The 16614-nt window shown below is 45.0% G+C and carries 20 protein-coding genes and 2 pseudogenes; 21 read left to right on the forward strand and 1 reads right to left on the reverse strand.

The features are described from left to right. Window positions 1-499 precede the first annotated feature (499 nt). From CLOL250_RS09815 to CLOL250_RS09875, 13 genes and pseudogenes are all read left to right on the forward strand, one after another. Window positions 500-685 (forward strand): hypothetical protein, encoded by a 186-nt coding sequence (locus tag CLOL250_RS09815; RefSeq protein WP_033118356.1) that lies wholly within the window; start codon window positions 500-502, stop codon window positions 683-685. Then, window positions 686-1018: a hypothetical protein gene (locus tag CLOL250_RS09820; protein WP_006859272.1), complete on the forward strand. Its 333-nt coding sequence runs from the start codon at window positions 686-688 to the stop codon at window positions 1016-1018. Continuing rightward, window positions 1015-1317, forward strand: coding sequence for a DUF3847 domain-containing protein (locus tag CLOL250_RS09825; RefSeq protein WP_006859273.1), 303 nt, complete (start codon window positions 1015-1017; stop codon window positions 1315-1317). The genes CLOL250_RS09820 and CLOL250_RS09825 overlap by 4 nt, the downstream gene beginning before the upstream one ends. Window positions 1318-1604: 287 nt before the next feature. After that, window positions 1605-1964 (forward strand): SdpI family protein, encoded by a 360-nt coding sequence (locus CLOL250_RS09830; RefSeq protein ID WP_006859274.1) that lies wholly within the window; start codon window positions 1605-1607, stop codon window positions 1962-1964. Window positions 1965-2116: 152 nt separating this feature from the next. Further along, window positions 2117-3706 carry a MobQ family relaxase gene (mobQ, locus tag CLOL250_RS09835; RefSeq protein ID WP_006859284.1) on the forward strand — a complete coding sequence of 530 codons (1590 nt, stop codon included), beginning with the start codon at window positions 2117-2119 and terminating at the stop codon, window positions 3704-3706. A gap of 64 nt (window positions 3707-3770) precedes the next feature. After that, on the forward strand, window positions 3771-4412 hold the full coding sequence (locus CLOL250_RS09840) for a CHC2 zinc finger domain-containing protein (RefSeq protein WP_014081132.1): 642 nt from the start codon (window positions 3771-3773) through the stop codon (window positions 4410-4412). Window positions 4413-4425: 13 nt separating this feature from the next. Continuing rightward, the gene (locus tag CLOL250_RS09845) at window positions 4426-5718 is read left to right on the forward strand and encodes a virulence-associated E family protein (RefSeq protein WP_007884071.1); all 1293 of its coding nucleotides are present in this window, start codon (window positions 4426-4428) and stop codon (window positions 5716-5718) included. Window positions 5719-5960: 242 nt separating this feature from the next. Beyond that, entirely contained in the window at window positions 5961-6158 is a 198-nt protein-coding gene (locus CLOL250_RS09850) for a hypothetical protein (protein WP_006858666.1), read from the forward strand. Window positions 6159-6164: 6 nt separating this feature from the next. After that, the gene (locus tag CLOL250_RS09855) at window positions 6165-7829 is read left to right on the forward strand and encodes a recombinase family protein (RefSeq protein WP_007884068.1); all 1665 of its coding nucleotides are present in this window, start codon (window positions 6165-6167) and stop codon (window positions 7827-7829) included. A gap of 175 nt (window positions 7830-8004) precedes the next feature. Continuing rightward, a pseudogene (locus CLOL250_RS09860) lies at window positions 8005-8220 on the forward strand (SDR family oxidoreductase); the annotation flags it as partial. A 92-nt stretch (window positions 8221-8312) separates the two neighbouring features. Continuing rightward, the gene (gene trxA, locus CLOL250_RS09865) at window positions 8313-8618 is read left to right on the forward strand and encodes a thioredoxin (RefSeq protein WP_008402246.1); all 306 of its coding nucleotides are present in this window, start codon (window positions 8313-8315) and stop codon (window positions 8616-8618) included. A gap of 12 nt (window positions 8619-8630) precedes the next feature. Beyond that, the gene (locus CLOL250_RS09870; protein WP_008402247.1) at window positions 8631-8951 is read left to right on the forward strand and encodes a rhodanese-like domain-containing protein; all 321 of its coding nucleotides are present in this window, start codon (window positions 8631-8633) and stop codon (window positions 8949-8951) included. A gap of 1 nt (window position 8952) precedes the next feature. Then, the gene (locus tag CLOL250_RS09875) at window positions 8953-10644 is read left to right on the forward strand and encodes an FAD-dependent oxidoreductase (RefSeq protein ID WP_008402248.1); all 1692 of its coding nucleotides are present in this window, start codon (window positions 8953-8955) and stop codon (window positions 10642-10644) included. Between the two features lie 121 nt (window positions 10645-10765). Here the strand turns inward: CLOL250_RS09875 and CLOL250_RS09880 are convergent, their stop codons facing one another. Then, window positions 10766-11425 (reverse strand): Crp/Fnr family transcriptional regulator, encoded by a 660-nt coding sequence (locus tag CLOL250_RS09880; protein ID WP_226801021.1) that lies wholly within the window; start codon window positions 11423-11425, stop codon window positions 10766-10768. A gap of 118 nt (window positions 11426-11543) precedes the next feature. On the opposite strand from CLOL250_RS09880, the gene CLOL250_RS09885 reads away from it, so the two are divergent. The 8 genes and pseudogenes from CLOL250_RS09885 to CLOL250_RS09915 all read left to right on the forward strand — a co-directional run bounded on the left by CLOL250_RS09885 (window position 11544) and on the right by CLOL250_RS09915 (window position 16604). Next, on the forward strand, window positions 11544-12317 hold the full coding sequence (locus CLOL250_RS09885) for a DUF134 domain-containing protein (protein ID WP_008402250.1): 774 nt from the start codon (window positions 11544-11546) through the stop codon (window positions 12315-12317). Between the two features lie 188 nt (window positions 12318-12505). Next, the gene (locus CLOL250_RS09890; protein WP_008402252.1) at window positions 12506-12715 is read left to right on the forward strand and encodes a DUF6219 family protein; all 210 of its coding nucleotides are present in this window, start codon (window positions 12506-12508) and stop codon (window positions 12713-12715) included. A 3-nt stretch (window positions 12716-12718) separates the two neighbouring features. Then, window positions 12719-13174 (forward strand): thioredoxin-dependent thiol peroxidase, encoded by a 456-nt coding sequence (gene bcp, locus CLOL250_RS09895; protein ID WP_008402253.1) that lies wholly within the window; start codon window positions 12719-12721, stop codon window positions 13172-13174. Further along, window positions 13174-13923, forward strand: a complete 750-nt coding sequence (gene yaaA, locus CLOL250_RS09900; protein ID WP_008402255.1) for a peroxide stress protein YaaA — start codon at window positions 13174-13176, stop codon at window positions 13921-13923. The genes bcp and yaaA overlap by 1 nt, the downstream gene beginning before the upstream one ends. Before the next feature lie 127 nt (window positions 13924-14050). Continuing rightward, entirely contained in the window at window positions 14051-14458 is a 408-nt protein-coding gene (locus CLOL250_RS09905; protein ID WP_008402256.1) for a Fur family transcriptional regulator, read from the forward strand. 7 nt (window positions 14459-14465) lie between these two features. After that, window positions 14466-14903 (forward strand): annotated as a pseudogene (locus tag CLOL250_RS14410) (flavin reductase family protein); the annotation flags it as partial. Between the two features lie 57 nt (window positions 14904-14960). Beyond that, window positions 14961-15632, forward strand: coding sequence for a rubrerythrin (rbr, locus tag CLOL250_RS14415; protein WP_446714953.1), 672 nt, complete (start codon window positions 14961-14963; stop codon window positions 15630-15632). Between the two features lie 27 nt (window positions 15633-15659). Then, on the forward strand, window positions 15660-16604 hold the full coding sequence (locus CLOL250_RS09915) for an L-lactate dehydrogenase (protein WP_008402259.1): 945 nt from the start codon (window positions 15660-15662) through the stop codon (window positions 16602-16604). The last annotated feature ends 10 nt before the right edge of the window (window positions 16605-16614 follow it).

Consider the following 16614-nt stretch of genomic DNA (forward strand, 5'->3'; position numbering starts at 1 on the left):
TTATTCCTTATTATACCATATACCGTTCCGAAATCGTGGAATTTTTCGATTTTGGGGCGGTTTTCCTATTTTATGGACATACGGGAAAGGGTTCAAAAATGAGCTATGATTAAGTCAGTTCATCGATGGATTATTTCCAATCGAATGACCGGCCTGATGGGATATGCTCCCCGGCGATGTAGCGCAACGACCTGCGGCAAGGAAATGGAGGAACCTTGACCGCAGCGAGCGTACCAACGGGAACGAAACGCCGCTGTGAGATTCAGGGGCAGGAACGACAGCAGGACAACCCGGCAGAACTGATACCAAAACGCTACCCAAACACGACAAATCGGCGGGGTGTAGTCTGCCCCGTCCGTAATACTATGGGGCATTTCAAAGCGGCTCTATGGCCGTATTTTCCTTGAAAATCGCCCCGAAACATGACACCAAAAACCTTTATCCGCCTGTTCCCGTTGTTACGGCTGAAATGGGCGGATTTTCTATGATAGGAGGCACTATGCCGAGAATGAGCAAGAAACGGAAGTTGGAGCTTTCCTTCTTCCTCAATGACCGGGGGCGTGTGGCCTACAACGACCTGTGCCGGAAGTGCCAGCATAAGTGCAAGCAGAGTTTCCGGGCTGTCGTGATAGACTGCCCCCATTACCTGTCAAAACGAGCCAAGCGAAAGGAGAAAATCAGTTAAATGGAATTTGAATTTATGAGCGCAGACACGGTTCTGCCGCCTTGTATGCCGCTACCCGCCGCAATGCTTCGGCTGCCGATCAGCAGCACAGCAAAAGTCATGTATGCCCGTCTGCTGAACACCACCCTTACGGCAGGGATAGAGGATAGCAACGGCATTTTGTTTGTCCGTTTTCCTATCATGGAATTAGCGGCAGCCCTCTCCCGCAGCCCCGTCACTGTGAAGCGTTCCCTGAAAGAATTGGAGGACATCGGGCTTATCCTGCGGGTGCGCCGGGGTGTGGGAGAACCAAACCGCATTTACACGCTGCTTCCCAAAGGAGGGCTGCCATGATAAATGAGAAGCTGGAAAAGCTGAATCAGGAGATTGCCAAAGGCGAAGCCAGACTGCGGCGGGCGCAGCATGAAGAAAAAATACTGGAACACCAGGTGAAGCAGCTTACCCGGAAGGAACGGACGCACCGGCTCTGTACCAGAGGAGCTATGCTGGAAAGTTTCCTTTTAAGGCCGGAAGTGCTGACAGACGAGGATGTGATGGACATTCTGAAACAGGCATTTTCTCAAAGTGGCATGAAGGAAATAGTTGCAGAAAGCGTGAAAGGGCGGGTAGCCGGGGAATCCCTTACGGAGTAAGGGCGCAACTATACACCGGTCAAGCCGGTGCGTTGCGCCCTGCCGGGGGCTTCCTGCGGAAAGCGGATGATTTTCAGCACCGTTGCGGCTGCTTCCAATCATCACAGGGGACGCTACACTTCCCCTGCGCTGGCTGCGCCAGCTACCCCTTTGTGGACTTGCCGCCCGGGAACACCTTGCGCTGCAAGCTGTTCCCGTCCAGCAAGTTTACAATTTATCTATTCCAAAACAGGACTGCCCGTAGTATAATAAAGCTAATGACGAACACTATCTAAGGAGATGGTTTTATGTATGGATTGATTGCTTTGAATTTCATCATACCCTTTGTTATGGTTTTTGTAGGATATATCTTAAAGAAGCACCCGGTAAAAGATATGACATCCGGTAACGGATACAATACGCCTACATCTCGGAAGTCACAAGAGCATTGGGATTATGCACAAAGCATAGCACCTAATATTTTTATTGGTATTGGCAAAACATTAGGTTTGGTAGAAATCGTTTTGTGTATATCCTTACTTCTTCTTAATATTTCTACACAGACTACCGTATTTGCAGGAGTAGTTGTTGGAATTATTTTTCTGATTTTTGGATTTTATAAAACAGAAACTGGAATTACAAGTAAATTTGCGAACAAAAACTTTTAAGCTATTAGACAGCTTTCCATCATCGAGCCAACCTGACCCGAACCTTCAAAACTGAATACTAATCGCCTACCAGCGACACCACTAAGCAGGAAATCAGAAACGGTTTCCTGCTTTTCTTTTGCCCAAAATCAACCACAGGAAGGAGGAACGCTATGCCCTGTCCACACCATGATATAAAAATAATCCAGCGCAGCAACCACCAGTCAGCCGTTGCGTCTGCCGCCTACCAGAGTGGGGAACGGCTGTTTTCCGAGTACGACCAGAAGCAGAAATACTATTCCCATAAAAGCGAGATTGTCCATACAGAAATCATGCTGCCGCCCCACGCCCCACCAGCGTATGCAGACCGCAATACTTTGTGGAACGCCGCCGAAGCTATCGAGAAGCAATGGAACTCCCAGCTTGCCCGGAGAATCGTGCTTGCCATACCGAGGGAAATCCCCCCGGAACAGCACGCCGACCTTATCCGGGACTACTGCCGGGAGTTTTTTGTTTCTAAAGGCATGATTGCCGATTTTGCCATCCACGACAAAGGGAATGGGAATCCCCACGCCCACATCCTGCTGACCATGCGGGCAATGGACGAAAACGGGAAATGGCTTCCCAAGAGCCGGAAGGTTTATGACCTTGACGAGAACGGCGAGCGTATCCGGCTCCCGTCCGGGAGCTGGAAAAGCCACAAGGAGGATACCGTGGACTGGAACGACCAGAAGTACGGAGAGATCTGGCGGCAGGGCTGGGCGGCTACCGCTAACCGCTATCTGGAAGCCAACGGACGCCCGGAGCGCCTTGACCTTCGTTCCTATGAACGGCAGGGGCTTGATAAAATCCCCACCGTCCATATGGGGCCAGCAGTCAGCCAGATGGAGAAACGAGGGATACAGACCAACATCGGCAACTTGAACCGGGACATCAAAGCCGCCAATTCCCTTATGCAATCTATCCGGCAGATGGTACGCCACCTGAAAGGCTGGATTGCAGACCTGAAGGAGAAAAAAGCCGCCCTGCTGGAAGCCTTGCAGGAATCGAAGGAACCCACCCTGCCGGAGCTGCTGGGGAAATATCTGGATTTGCGCCGGGAGGAACGTACAGGCTGGACAAGCAAAGGCCAGCTTACAGGCAGCGTTGCCGATTTCAACAAGGTTATGGAAGCTATCCGCTATCTGCGGGAAAAGGAGCTGTCCACTGTGCAGAGTTTGGACGCTTATCTGGATACCGTCAGCGGGCAGGCCGTTTCCATCCGGGCAGAGATGAAGCCGAAAGAACAGCGTATGAAAGAAATCAACACCCTGCTTTCCCATATCGCCAACTTTGAAGCCCATAAGCCGGTTCATGTGGAGTATGCTGCCATCCGGTTTAAGAAGCCACGGGAACAGTTTGCCGCCGCCCATCGGGACGAGCTGGACGCCTATAATGCCGCTATCCGTTATTTCAAGGTGCATTTGAAGGAGAAGAAGTACAGCATTAAAAAGCTGAATGAGGAACAGACACAGCTTGCCGGAGAAGTTGCCGGATATAAGGAACGGTTGTCCGCATTACAGGAGGATGTGAAGATTCTCCGGGATGTGCGTCACTGGCTCAATCAGGTTCTTCCGTCTGAACAGTACCGCCAGACCGCCGAGCCGGGAAAGAAACCGTCCATCCAGCAGGCAGTCAAAGGCCGGACGCAGCGTATCCGGGAAGAACAGGCCGAGAAACGGAAGCAGCCCCGCACAGAGAAAAAACAGGATATGGAACTTTAATAGGCGCTTGCTATTTTCTTTTTCGAGAATGACAGGCGCTTTTCTTATTTTCAGGAGGATTTATTTGAATGTATTTAAAGCTGTCAAGCAGTCTGTTACCACCCGGCAGGCTGCGGAGCATTTTGGAATCCGGGTGGGACGAAACGGGATGTGTGTCTGCCCCTTCCATGCTGATAAAAACCCCAGCATGAAGGTTGACCGGCGCTTTCACTGTTTCGGCTGTCAGGCAGACGGGGATGTGATTGACTTTGTTTCCCGTCTGGAAGCTGTCAGTCCGAAGGAAGCCGCCCTCATGCTGGCGCAGGAGTTCTCCATCCCCTATGAGGACAGGGAACCACCCGGCAGGAGAAAACCCAAACCCCGGCAGGAAACCCCGGAACAGCGGTTTTGCCGCATGGAGCGTTACTGCTTCCGGGTGCTGTCCGATTATTACCATCTTCTGCGCCGCTGGAAACGGGACTATGCCCCTAAGATGCCGGAAGAAGCATGGCACCCGCTTTTTGTGGAAGCCTTGCAGAAGCAATCCCATGTGGAATATCTGCTGGATGTGCTGCTCTCCCCGGATATGGAGGAACGGGCAGTCCTTATCGTTGACTATGGAAAGGAAGTGAGCAATCTTGAAAGACGAATGGCAGAGCTTGCCGCCCAAGATACGGCAGGCCGCAGAACAGACCATACAAGAAGCAGCCCCGCCCCGGAGCATTGAGGAAGTAAAGGCCATGCTGGAAAGCACCGAGAAAGGCAGCGTCCGCAACAGTATCCGCAACTGCCTGACCGTCTTTCAGAATGACCCGCTGCTTTCCGGGGCAATCGCAAAAAATCTGCTGACCGAGCGAGTGGACATTGTAAAGCCCATCGGCTACCACCGCATCGGCACCGCCATCACGGACACGGATATGAACTATCTGCTCCTGTATCTGGAAGAAACCTATGGGCTTACCAGTGAGAAAAAGATTACCGCCGCCATCGGGATTGTTGCCAATGAAAACGGCTACCACCCCGTCCGGGACTACCTGAACGGCCTTTCATGGGATGGGCAGGAGCGTATCCGCTATTGCCTGCGCCACTTTCTGGGAGCCGACACCGACCAGTACACCTATGAAGCCCTGCGGCTGTTCCTGCTGGGAGCCATCCACCGGGCATTTTGCCCCGGCTGTAAATTTGAAGTCATGCTCTGTCTGGTGGGCGGTCAGGGAGCCGGGAAATCCACCTTTTTCCGGCTGCTGGCAGTAAAAGACGAGTGGTTTTCCGATGATTTGCGGAAGCTGGATGATGATAACGTGTACCGCAAGCTGCAAGGCCACTGGATTATCGAGATGTCGGAGATGATTGCCACCGCCAATGCCAAGAGCATTGAGGAAATCAAGTCATTTTTAAGCCGACAGAAGGAGGTCTATAAAATCCCATACGAAACCCACCCGGAGGACAGGCTGCGGCAATGTGTGTTCGGCGGCACTTCCAATGCCCTTGACTTCCTGCCCCTTGACCGTTCCGGCAACCGGCGCTTCCTGCCGGTCATGGTGTACCCGGAACAGGCCGAGGTTCACATTTTGGAGGACGAAGCCGCTTCCAGAGCCTATCTTGCACAGGTCTGGGCAGAAGCCATGACGGTTTACCGCAGCGGGGATTTTAAGCTGTCTTTCAGCCCGGAAATGGTGCGCTATCTCAAAGAACACCAGCGGGATTTCATGCCGGAGGACACCAAGGCCGGGATGATACAGGCATACCTTGACCGCTATACCGGCGGCATGGTGTGTTCCAAGCAGCTTTTCAAGGAAGCCCTGAACCACCCCTTTGACGAGCCGAAGCAATGGGAAATCCGGGAAGTCAACGACATCATGAACCATTGCGTGACGGGCTGGAATTACTTTTCCAACCCCCGTGTGTTCCCGGAATACGGCAGGCAAAAGGGCTGGGAGCGTGAAACGAAAGCAACGGACATCAGCAACGGAGCTGAAAAAATCCCGGAAGGATTTGAGGAAGTCACGGAACAGATGGAGCTTCCCTTCTGAAAAATGCAGCCGGTTGCCGACCCTGTTGCACTCCCGTTGCCGAGCCGGTTGCCGGGAAACCCCCCGTAACTGCGGGCTTTTCCCCTTATCAGCAACCAAAACAACAGAAAAATAAAAGAAAATAAAAATAAGAGCCAAACTGCCAGACAGAGATAGTTTTCAGGTTTTTTGAAGCCCGTTGCCGGACTTCGTTGCCGACCTTCTCCTTGTCTGGCTTATTCTATTATGGAGGATAACTGCCTATGGCAAAAACGAAAACAGAGATTCATGTTACCACAGTTTTTGACGGCGAACTGGACGCCACAGACGTCTTTGTGAGCCTGATTGCCCAAAAATATGGGCAGAATACCAGCAAAGAAAATCTTGCGAAAACACAAGATTTAGAGTATAATAAGGATGAGGTTCAGAAGAACCGTGTTCCGTCTGGATTGTGCGGGTAAACGGTTATGATGAACGGATATGAATATACAGACATGGACGCAATACTGGCAGGCAGCTTCCGGGCAGCCATCTATTGCAGGCTTTCCAAAGACGATGACCTTGACGGGGAGAGCGCCAGTATTGCCAACCAGCGGGATATGCTGGAAAAATACTGCGAAAAGCAGGGATGGGAGGTTGTGGCAGTCTATCAGGACGATGGCTACACGGGGCTGAACATGGAGCGCCCCGACCTGAAACGGATGCTCAAAGCCATCGAGCGCAGGCAGATAAACCTTGTCATAACGAAAGATTTATCGAGGTTGGGCAGAAATTATTTGCAGACCGGCACACTCATTGAGGACTTCTTTCCCCGCCACGGCGTCCGCTATATCGCCATGAATGACGGTATCGACACCATGCGGGAGAATAACGACATTGCGCCGTTCAAGAACATCCTCAACGAGATGTACAGCAAGGATATTTCCAAGAAGGTACATTCCTCTTACCTTCTGAAAGCCCAGCAAGGCCAGTTTACCGGCTGTATCGCCCCTTTCGGGTATCAGAAAGACCCGGAGGACAAAAACCATCTGCTGGTGGACGAGGAAACCGCCCCCATTGTCCGGCAAATCTTCCGCTGGGCGCTGGAAGGACACGGCCCGAACTTTATCCGGCGCAGGCTGGAAGAACAGAAGGTGCCTTGCCCTACATGGTGGAACCGGGAACGGGGCTTCCGCAATGTCCGCACTAAATGGGAAAAGAAAGACCCGGTAAACGGGCGGTATATGTGGGATTTTTCGGTAATCAAGGACATCCTGATGAATCCCGTCTATACCGGGGCTATCGCTTCCCAGAAGAAGGACTACCGCTTCAAAATCGGCACCATCGGGGAAAAAAAGCCGCAGGACTGGATTGTGGTGGAGGAACGGCATGAGCCGATTGTTGACCGCAAGAGCTTTGACATCGTGCAGGACAAGCTGAAATCCCGGCAGCGTTCCCGCCAGACCGGGGAAATCAGCCTGTTTGCGGGGCTTCTCAAATGTGGCGAGTGTGGGAAATCACTGACTATCCGCTACACCAACGACAAGCACCCGAAGCAGATTTATTCCTGTAAGACCTATAATGCCTATGGGAAACAGCACTGTACCCAGCACCGTGTGGAGTACGAAACCCTTTACCGCCTTGTGCTGAACAAAATCCGGGAATGTGCGAAGGCCGCCCTGATGGACGGGGAAGCTGTTGCCGGACGGCTTACCAACACCTGTGAAGCCGAGCAGAAAGGCCAGCGGGAAGCGTTGGAGCGTTCCCTGACGAAGCACGAGGAACGGATTGAGGTACTGGAAAAAATGGTGCTGCGGCTCTATGAGGACATGGTTGCCGGACGTATCAGCGAAGCAAACTTCAATCTCATGCTGGATAAGACGCAGAAGGAACAGGCTGAACTAAAGGAACGGGTTGAACAGGGGCGCAGGAAGCTGGCTGATGAAATCCGCCTTGCCGTGGACGCCAAGCAATGGGTGGACGCCATTCAGGAATACGCCGACATCACGGAGCTGGACGCTGCCACCCTCAACCGTCTGATTAAAGAAATCGTTGTCCATGAACACATCGACAGCGATAAGACACGACACATTTCTATTGAAATTCATTTTAATCTCAAACCCATCCCGGAGGTGGAACAGGTCACGGCCTGACCTGTTCCCGCCGGGGCGGTTCTAAAAAAATTCCATAAATTTCTTGACACGCCGCCGCCCGCCATCGAGCAGAGTTTTACACCTATTTTGGTATGAAACAGTTTATGGCGGGTGCCGGTGTTATGCTGATTGGTGCGCTTCTTGTACCAAAACTTAAGGACCTTATCCCAGCAAAGGTATTCGTGTTAATGCTGTTGCACCTGGGATTACAGAAACTGATATGATGAAAGCTGTGCCAAAGGAAGTTATCGAACCTATGATTGAAAGAATTCCATTGCGTCGTCTTGGACAGCCAGAAGATATTGCCAATGCGTTTGTGTTTCTTGCTTCAGATGAGGCGAGTTACATTACAGGTGTTATATTAAGTGTAGATGGTATGGCAAGAAGTTAATTTAATGTTGTATGGTGATGTAATCACGGAAAACAAATGAAATTAAGACTATAATAAAGCTACAAAAAGAAAAAGATAAGGAGGACTGTAAAATGTCTGCTATTAATATCAATAAAAATAATTTTGAGAACGAAGTACTGAATTCCGATAAAACCGTTCTTTTAGATTTTTGGGCATCTTGGTGTGCGCCTTGCCGTATGGTAGTACCTATTGTAGAGGAGATTGCAGGTGAGCGTAGGGATATTAAAGTTGGAAAGATTAATGTAGATGAAGAGCCTGAACTGGCAAATAAGTTCAGTATTATGAGCATTCCGACTTTAGTGGTTATGAAGAATGGGAAGATTGTACAGCAGGTTTCAGGGGCGAGATCTAAGAATGCGATTTTAGAAATGCTTTAGAGAGGTGTGCTAATGGGATTTTTTAATTTCTTTAAACAGTCGAATATTAATCAAGGCATAGAAGGATATAAAAGGACTGCTGGTGCAGTTCTGCTGGATGTCCGTACTCCGCAGGAATATCAGGAAGGACATATACCAGAAAGTAAAAATGTGCCGTTGCAGCAACTAGACAATATTGTTTCTGTAGCGAAGAATAAGGATATCCCTCTGTTTGTATACTGTTATTCCGGTTCCCGGAGCCGTCAGGCAACTGGGATGTTGCAACGAATGGGATATTCTAAAGTAAATAATATCGGTGGCATTGCAGCTTACTCAGGAAAGGTGGAAAAATAAGATGAAGGTAATAATCGTAGGAGGTGTAGCAGGAGGAGCTACAGCCGCAGCAAGAATACGCAGACTGGATGAACATGCAGAAATTACTGTGTATGAAAGATCCGGATACATATCCTATGCGAATTGTGGGCTTCCATATTATATTGGAGACGTGATTACAGATCCGGAAGCACTTACACTACAGACACCAGAGAGTTTTTTTAAACGCTTCCGTATTAACATGAAAATTCATCATGAAGTTATCTCAATACATCCCGAATGTAAAACTGTTTCAGTGAAGAATTTAGAAAACGGTGAAATATTTGAAGAAAACTATGATAAGCTAATCCTATCTCCAGGTGCAAAGCCTACACAGCCGAGACTTCCCGGAGTAGGTATTGATAAACTTTTTACACTTCGTACTGTAGAAGACACTTTTCGGATAAAGGAATATATAAATAAGAATCATCCAAAATCGGCTGTATTGGCAGGTGGCGGTTTTATTGGTCTGGAACTGGCAGAAAATTTGAGGGAGCTTGGCATGGATGTTACGATTGTCCAGGGGCCTAAGCAGCTGATGAACCCTTTTGACCCGGATATGGCATCCATGATCCATAATGAAATGAGAAAGCATGGGATAAAACTGATACTGGGCTATACAGTAGAAGGATTTAAAGGAAATGACAACGGAGTGGAGGTTCTGTTGAAAGATAATCCATCCCTTCAGGCTGATATGGTAGTTCTGGCAATCGGAGTCACACCAGACACAGTATTAGCAAAAGAAGCCGGTCTGGAACTTGGCATCAAGGAAAGTATTGTAGTGAATGACAGAATGGAAACCTCTGTACCGGATATTTATGCTGCAGGTGATGCAGTTCAGGTAAAACATTATGTTACGGGTAATGATGCGCTGATTTCTTTGGCAGGACCGGCCAATAAACAGGGCAGAATCATCGCTGATAATATTTGTGGCGGTGATAGTCGTTACCTGGGCAGTCAGGGAAGCTCCGTTATAAAAGTGTTTGATATGATAGCAGCCACTACAGGTATCAATGAAACCAATGCCAAAAAGTCAGGATTAGAGGTAGATACAGTAATTCTTTCTCCTATGAGTCATGCCGGTTACTATCCTGGTGGAAAAGTGATGACCATGAAGGTGGTTTTTGAAAAAGAAAGCTATCGTTTGCTTGGCGCTCAGATTATTGGATATGAAGGAGTTGATAAACGTATTGATGTGCTGGCAACAGCAATTCATGCGGGGCTGAATGCAACCCAGTTGAAAGATCTGGATCTGGCATATGCACCACCTTATTCTTCTGCTAAGGATCCGGTAAACATGGCTGGATTTATGATAGACAATATTGCAAAAGGGACATTAAAGCAATGGCATTTGGAAGATATGGACAAGATTTCTAAAGATAAAGATGTGGAGTTGCTAGATGTGAGAACTGTAGGTGAATTCAGCAGGGGGCATATAGATGGATTCAAAAACATACCTGTAGATGAACTGAGAGAACGAATTAGTGAAATTGAGAAAGGAAAGCCTGTGTATCTGATATGCCAGAGTGGTCTGCGCAGTTATATTGCGAGCCGTATTCTGGAAGGAAACGGTTATGAAACGTATAATTTCTCTGGCGGATTCCGATTCTATGATGCAGTGGTCAATGACCGTGCGCTGATTGAAAGGGCATATGCATGTGGTATGGATTATTAAAAAATAATCACGATATTTTTATAATTTTCTTATAGCATAAAAAGATCCCCCATTTATTAGAATGACTTTCATAATTCTGATAAATGGAGGATTCTTCTTTATATGTTACAGAAAAACAGTTTTATGACCTTTGGAGTGTTTCCAGTCTTTTTGGATCAAGGATTGTGATTTTGCCCCGGGAGAGTTTGACGAGACCCTCGCCTTGAAAGTATCGAAGCATTCGAGTGATAACTTCCCTGTGGGAACCAAGATGGTTGGCGATAGTTTCGTGAGTGATTTTCAATTCATTTGTTTCTTCGATAGAGGTCTCTTCTAAAAGAAATGAAGCAACACGCTTATCCAAACTCTTCCACATGATTTGTTCAATCAGCCACATGACATCAGAAAAACGAGTAGCCATTAACTCATTGGTATAGTTTGCGACAGGAGCAGATTCATTCATGATGCCCTTATAGATTTCAGCAGGGATGATCCAAAGATCAGTATCTTTTTCTGCCTCAATGGTTACTTCAAATTGAATGGATCGTATGATACATGAGGCAGATAAAAGACATATATCCATATCGAACAGACGGTAGAGTGTAATCTCTCGTCCTTCATCTGATAATATATAAGTTCGAAGCTGCCCGGATTTAACCAGTAATAATCCGGTACAATCCATGTTCCCGTTGTGAATGATTGTTCCTTTTTTCACATGCTGTGTGATCAAATTGTCTGAAATTAGTTTTTTCTGTGCTGTATTTAAGTCATTCCATAGTGGAAAATAATTTTCGAAGCTCATAATAGTTATCTCCTTTATGAACATAGTATACTTGCTTTTTTAAGATGCGTCAATCGAATAATTGACATATGCCCTTTATAGGACTATTATATAAGAAAGGCGAGAAAGGAGCAATTTCATGCCGAGACCAGTAAAATGCAGAAAAGTCTGCCATTTCCCAAATGTTTTAGAATTCCTTCCGGCAGATGATACTGAGAAAAAAATGCCCATTGTTCTGACGGTAGATGAGTACGAGACAATCCGTCTTTTGGACAAGAAAGGTTACAGTCAGGAGCAGTGTGCGGAATCTATGCAGATCGCAAGAACGACGGTCCAACGGATTTACGAGATTGCCAGAAAGAAAATAGCAGATGCTCTCATTGATGGACATCCGCTTAAAATTGAGGGTGGGGATTTCATAATCTGTGACGGTCAGAGCAGCGACTGTAGCTTTGGAGGATGTTACAATCATGAGATTTATCAAAAATATGCAGTAGAAAAAGGAGAAGGTATCATGAGAATAGCAGTAACATATGAAAATGGACAGATTTTCCAACACTTTGGACACACAGAGACATTTAAGATTTACGATGTAGAGGAAGGAAAAGTGCTACATTCAGAAGTAGTAGATACGAATGGAAGCGGACATGGTGCATTGGCAGGAGTTCTTAATGCATTAAATGCCGATGTTTTGATCTGCGGCGGAATCGGAGGGGGTGCTCAGACTGCGTTAGCGGCAGCGGGTATTAAGCTTTTTGGCGGAGTTTCAGGAGATGCGGATAAAGCAGTAGAAGCTTTTATCAATGATACGCTTGATTATAATTCGGATGTGAAGTGTTCTCACCATGAGCACAACCATGAGGAAGGACATACGTGTGGTGAGCATGGATGCGGAAGCCATAGCTGTCATTAAGAAGAAAAAAATACAACACGAAAGGATGCGTCAAGGTAATGCCAGAATTATCGTGATACATCCTTTTGTATTTGGAATGATTATTTTTCTTTCACTACTTGTCGAAAGTAATGGATGGAATGTACAATATTGTTAATGATCCAGAGATATTTATTTTGGAAACAGCTTAATCAATTTGGAGGTATAAAATGAAAGCACATAAATATTGGTCAATCGGAGCAATAGTTACAATGGTTGGAACTTTTTATACAGGATATAAAGGGTTAAAAGCAGCACACAAATACTTTGCATTTGGCTCTCTGATATGCTTGATTATGGCAGTCTATTCTGGTCATAAAATGATTTCTGGCAATAAGAGGACAAGAAAACAGATGGGAATGAAAGAAGTGGAGGAATAAAATATGTTAGAAGTAGGAAAAAAAGCACCGGACTTTGAATTGCCGGATCAGAATGGAGAAATGCATAAATTAAGCGATTATGCAGGAAAAAAAGTGATCCTATATTTTTATCCAAAGGATAATACACCAGGATGTACGAAGCAGGCATGTGGCTTTTCTGAGCGTTATCCACAGTTTAATGAGAAGGGAGCTGTTATTCTCGGAGTGAGCAAGGACTCTGTAGCGTCTCACAAGAGATTTGAAGAAAAATACGGACTGGCATTTACGCTATTAGCAGACCCGGATCGTAAAGTTATTGAAGCATATGATGTCTGGAAAGAAAAGAAAAATTATGGAAAAGTATCTATGGGTGTAGTAAGAACTACTTATCTTATTGATGAGCAGGGAATCATTATAAAGGCAAATGATAAAGTCAAGGCGGCAGATGATCCTGAAAATATGCTTAAGGAATTGGCATAATGAAGATTATTTTATCACCTGCAAAAAAGATGATAGTAGATACCGATAACTTAGCACCGGTTGGACTGCCTGTCTATATTGATAAGACAGCAGAAGTATTAAACTGGATGAAAAGCAAATCAAAAGAAGAACTGAAAGCTATCTGGAAATGTAATGACAAGATTGCAGAGCAGAACTTTAACAGATTGGAAAATATGAATCTTTATAACGGGCTTACTCCGGCTGTTTTAGCATATGAAGGGATTGCATTTCAATATATGGCACCATCTGTGTTTGAAATCCAGCAGTTTGAGTATTTGCAAAATCATTTAAGAATCTTGTCTGCGTTTTATGGCATTTTAAAACCAATGGATGGTGTGACTCCTTATCGTCTTGAAATGCAGGCAAAGGTTGGAATTGGAGATGCAAAAAATCTGTATGAGTACTGGGGGGAATTGTTATACCGCTCAGTAATCGATGACAGTAGGATTATCATTAATCTTGCATCAAAAGAATACTCAAAATGTATAGAAAAGTATCTGACACCACAGGACAGATATATTACGATTGTATTTTGTGAGTTATCCGGAGATAAATTGGTAACAAAAGGTACCTATGCCAAGATGGCTCGTGGTGAAATGGTCAGATTCATAGCGGAAAATAATATTGAAAATCTGGTGGAGATTCAGAAATTTGACAGACTCGGATACTCGTTTAGGTCTGATTTATCTTCAGATTCAGAATATGTATTTGAACGCAAAATAAAATAGTTATTCAGGTAAAAGATGTTCAGTTTGGCAGCTTTTATAATAATGAGAATTATTACTATTTTTATTGACAACAGGATGATAGTGGCATATAATCCTTATTAAGAATTATTCCCAATAAGGAGAATGAATGACAAGAAGGAGAAATACCATTCAAAAAGATCTCGTAAGAAATACCGTATACGAAATGAGAAGACACGTTACGGCAAATGAAGTGTATGAATTTATAAAAGAAGCATATCCATCAATTGGAAAAGGAACTGTATATAGAAATCTTGATATATTGGTAGAGGAAGGTGCATTAAGAAAGGTTGAAGTTCTGAATGGACCGAACCGATTTGATTTTACATTGAAAAATCATTACCATGTAAGATGTATAAAGTGCGGTGAAATTTTTGATGTGGATATGGATCAAATACCGGATTTGCTGGAAAGAATTCATAACACTCATGGAATTGAATTTGTGGATTACGATATTTCATTTAAAGGCATTTGCCCGAAATGCAGGGAGAAGGTAAAGGAGGAACAGCATGGATAGGAAAGCAATGTATAAGTTGAGTTATGGACTGTTTATATTGACCGCTAAAGAAGCAGAAAAAGATAACGGATGCATCATTAATACAGCCATTCAGGCAGCTTCGGAACCAAACCAGCTAAGTATCTGTGTAAATAAGTCAAATTATACGCATGATATGATTCAAAGAACCGGAAAATTTACTGTATCAGTCTTAAGTCAGAAGGCACAATTTGAATTGTTCAAACATTTTGGCTTCCAATCAGGAAGAGATACCAATAAGTTTGAAACATTTGAGCAGTGTGCCAGAGGCACGAATGGTATTTATTATATTACAGAAGGTACAAATGCATACATTTCTGTGACAGTTACTAAAACAGAGGACTTGGGTTCACATACGATGTTTATTGGTGAGATAACCGATATGGAAGTTTTAAGCAATGTTCCTTCAGTAACATATGATTATTATCAGAATAATATTAAGCCTAAGCCACAGGAGGTTGGAAAAACAGAGGATGGTCAGACAATATGGCGTTGCAGAATTTGCGGATATGAATATGTAGGCGAGGAATTACCGGATGACTTTATATGTCCTTTGTGCAAGCACCCGGCATCAGATTTTGAAAAAGTAGTAAAGAAAACGGAGGTAAAAGAGATGGCAGAAAACAAATATGCAGGAACACAGACAGAGAAGAATTTACAGGAGGCATTTGCAGGGGAATCACAGGCAAGAAATAAGTATACCTATTTTGCATCTGTAGCGAAAAAGGAAGGTTACGAGCAGATGTCAGCATTGTTTTTAAAGACTGCAGATAATGAGAAAGAACATGCAAAGATGTGGTTCAAGGAATTAGCAGGAATTGGTGATACAAAGGAAAACCTGGCGGCAGCGGCAGAAGGCGAAAATTATGAGTGGACAGATATGTATAATGGCTTTGCTAAAACAGCTGAGGAAGAAGGATTCCCTGAGCTTGCAGCAAAATTCAGGGCAGTAGGTGAGATTGAGAAGCACCATGAGGAAAGATATCGTGCACTTCTTAAGAATATTGAAACTGCACAAGTATTTGAAAAGAGCGAAGTTAAGGTATGGGAATGCCGTAACTGCGGACATATTGTGGTAGGAACTAAGGCACCTGAAGTATGTCCGGTATGTAATCATCCACAGAGCTATTTTGAAGTACATGAAGAGAATTATTAAGGAGATGAGATTATTACGAAGAAGAAAGTGATTAATTCAAAAAAAGCAGTAATGATAGGCTGTGGCTTTGTTGGTTCTGCATCGGTATTTGCTCTGATGCAGAGTGGCTTGTTTACAGAGATTGTCCTTATCGATGCAGATAAGAACAAGGCAGAAGGAGAAGCGATGGATATCAGTCATGGTATTCCATTTGCGAGTCCGATGAAAATATATGCCGGAGATTATGATGATGTGGCTGATGCTGCAATTGTTGTCATATCTGCCGGAGCGGGACAGAAACCGGGAGAGACAAGGCTTGATCTCGTAAATAAAAATGTAGCAATATTTAAGTCAATCATTCCTGAAATAGCAAAGAGAAATTTTGCAGGTATCATGCTTGTAGTTGCGAATCCGGTAGATATCCTGACTCAGGTAGCCATAAAGTTATCAGGACTTCCAGAAAACAGGGTTATTGGATCGGGTACTGTGTTAGATAGTGCCAGATTAAGATATAAGCTTGGTGAGCATTTATCTGTGGACAGCAGGAGTGTTCATGCATTTATAATAGGTGAGCATGGAGACAGCGAAGTTGTAGCATGGTCATCAGCCAATGTATCTGGTGTTCCATTAAGTGAAATGTGTGAAATGCGTGGACATTACAAGCACAAGGAAAACACGGCAGAAATAGCTACAGAAGTCAAGAACAGTGCTTATGAGATTATAAACAAAAAGCACGCTACATATTATGGAATTGCAATGTCTGTAAAAAGAATCTGCGAAGTGATTATGAGAGATGAAAAATCAATACTTCCTGTATCACACATGATTCATGGAGTATATGACATTGACGGAGTATCGTTAAGTATGCCAGCTATTGTAGGTGCAGATGGTATTGAGTCTGATATACCTATTAATTTAAGTGGCGAGGAAGCGTTAAAGCTTAAGGAATCTGCAGATTCATTGAAAAAGATTATGGAGACAATTGAATTATAAATTTTACACA

The sequence above is a fragment of the Clostridium sp. L2-50 genome, from assembly GCF_000154245.1.
In the GTDB taxonomy this organism is placed as follows: Bacteria; Bacillota; Clostridia; order Lachnospirales; family Lachnospiraceae; genus Coprococcus.

Bases quoted from the DNA above. Each gene is read 5' to 3' on its own strand.
- yaaA (WP_008402255.1), top strand. From the start codon at position 13,174: ATGAAGATTATTTTATCACCTGCAAAAAAGATGATAGTAGATACCGAT.
- CLOL250_RS09890 (WP_008402252.1), top strand. From the start codon at position 12,506: ATGAAAGCACATAAATATTGGTCAATCGGAGCAATAGTTACAATGGTT.
- CLOL250_RS09825 (WP_006859273.1), top strand. From the start codon at position 1,015: ATGATAAATGAGAAGCTGGAAAAGCTGAATCAGGAGATTGCCAAAGGC.
- CLOL250_RS09855 (WP_007884068.1), top strand. From the start codon at position 6,165: ATGATGAACGGATATGAATATACAGACATGGACGCAATACTGGCAGGC.
- CLOL250_RS09820 (WP_006859272.1), top strand. From the start codon at position 686: ATGGAATTTGAATTTATGAGCGCAGACACGGTTCTGCCGCCTTGTATG.
- bcp (WP_008402253.1), top strand. From the start codon at position 12,719: ATGTTAGAAGTAGGAAAAAAAGCACCGGACTTTGAATTGCCGGATCAG.
- CLOL250_RS09885 (WP_008402250.1), top strand. From the start codon at position 11,544: ATGCCGAGACCAGTAAAATGCAGAAAAGTCTGCCATTTCCCAAATGTT.
- CLOL250_RS09870 (WP_008402247.1), top strand. From the start codon at position 8,631: ATGGGATTTTTTAATTTCTTTAAACAGTCGAATATTAATCAAGGCATA.
- CLOL250_RS09815 (WP_033118356.1), top strand. From the start codon at position 500: ATGCCGAGAATGAGCAAGAAACGGAAGTTGGAGCTTTCCTTCTTCCTC.
- CLOL250_RS09850 (WP_006858666.1), top strand. From the start codon at position 5,961: ATGGCAAAAACGAAAACAGAGATTCATGTTACCACAGTTTTTGACGGC.
- CLOL250_RS09905 (WP_008402256.1), top strand. From the start codon at position 14,051: ATGACAAGAAGGAGAAATACCATTCAAAAAGATCTCGTAAGAAATACC.
- mobQ (WP_006859284.1), top strand. From the start codon at position 2,117: ATGCCCTGTCCACACCATGATATAAAAATAATCCAGCGCAGCAACCAC.
- trxA (WP_008402246.1), top strand. From the start codon at position 8,313: ATGTCTGCTATTAATATCAATAAAAATAATTTTGAGAACGAAGTACTG.
- CLOL250_RS09875 (WP_008402248.1), top strand. From the start codon at position 8,953: ATGAAGGTAATAATCGTAGGAGGTGTAGCAGGAGGAGCTACAGCCGCA.
- CLOL250_RS09880 (WP_226801021.1), bottom strand. From the start codon at position 11,425: ATGAGCTTCGAAAATTATTTTCCACTATGGAATGACTTAAATACAGCA.
- CLOL250_RS09845 (WP_007884071.1), top strand. From the start codon at position 4,426: ATGCTGGAAAGCACCGAGAAAGGCAGCGTCCGCAACAGTATCCGCAAC.
- CLOL250_RS09830 (WP_006859274.1), top strand. From the start codon at position 1,605: ATGTATGGATTGATTGCTTTGAATTTCATCATACCCTTTGTTATGGTT.